The sequence below is a fragment of the Vibrio sp. 10N.222.48.A3 genome, from assembly GCF_041475345.1.
GTDB lineage: Bacteria > Pseudomonadota > Gammaproteobacteria > Enterobacterales > Vibrionaceae > Vibrio > Vibrio tasmaniensis_A.
In genome coordinates, this window is the sequence record NZ_JBFRVX010001034.1 from 1 (window position 1) to 954 (window position 954).

Sequence of the window (954 nt, forward strand, 5' to 3'; positions counted from 1 at the left end):
ATGATTATGCTTCCTTCTTACTTGTCATATTTATGATAATGCCAATCGCTAGTAATCCTGCGATCATTGCCCAACCAAGAGTCAGGTCGTAGCCACCGTAACCGTCTGTAAACAATGCGCTTAGTTTTGTTGCAAGAATGATTGCAAGCATAACTGGAGTGACGAAGCGTAAACATACGTTAAACCATACGCCAATAGAGAAATCTGAAATCTCATTGACGTACGCACGTACATCGCTAACTTTGTTTAGTAACCATGCCATTAGAAGGATTTCAATGAATCCGCCTACCATGATGCCGACGTTGTTAGCGAAGTGATCGACTAGGTCTAGTAGAAGTAGGCCGCCGTTAGTTGCAAATGCCATAGACACCACAACACCAACGCCAATAACAATACTTGCTGCTTTTTTACGGCTCCAGTTCAGCTTGTCCATAATTGCAGATGTTACTGCTTCCATAATTGAGATATGAGAGCTTAAACCAGCCACAACAAGTGCAAAGAAGAATAGTGGACCCAGAATATACGGTGCTGGAAGTAAATTAATCGCAGCAGGTAGCGTAACAAACGCAAGGCCAACGCCTGCTGATACAACTTCAGTTAATGGTTTACCTTGTTCTTGAGCCATGTAGCCAAGAACAGAGAAAATCATAATACCCGCAAGAATTGAGAAACCACAGTTGATAAGAACCGTCATGAACGCGTTGTTCGTAATATCTGATTTTTCAGGCAGGTAGCTTGAGTAAGCCAGCATGATCGCAAAACCGATACTTAGCGTGAAGAAGATTTGTCCATAAGCAGCAGCCCATACTTTTACGTCCCAGATCTTGCTGAAATCAGGTTCGAACATGTAGTTCACACCATCTAGAGCACCAGGAAGGAAAACCATGCGTCCGATAAGCAAAATCACCATTATGAACAACACTGGCATCATTACTTTAGAAGCACGTTCGATAC

At 42.7% G+C, this 954-nt stretch carries 1 protein-coding gene; it reads right to left on the minus strand.

Annotated features, from left to right (window positions below):
* Positions 1-4: 4 nt before the first annotated feature.
* The coding region (locus AB4653_RS23315) for a sodium-dependent transporter (protein WP_372105433.1) at positions 5-954 on the minus strand (950 nt) is incomplete at its 5' end.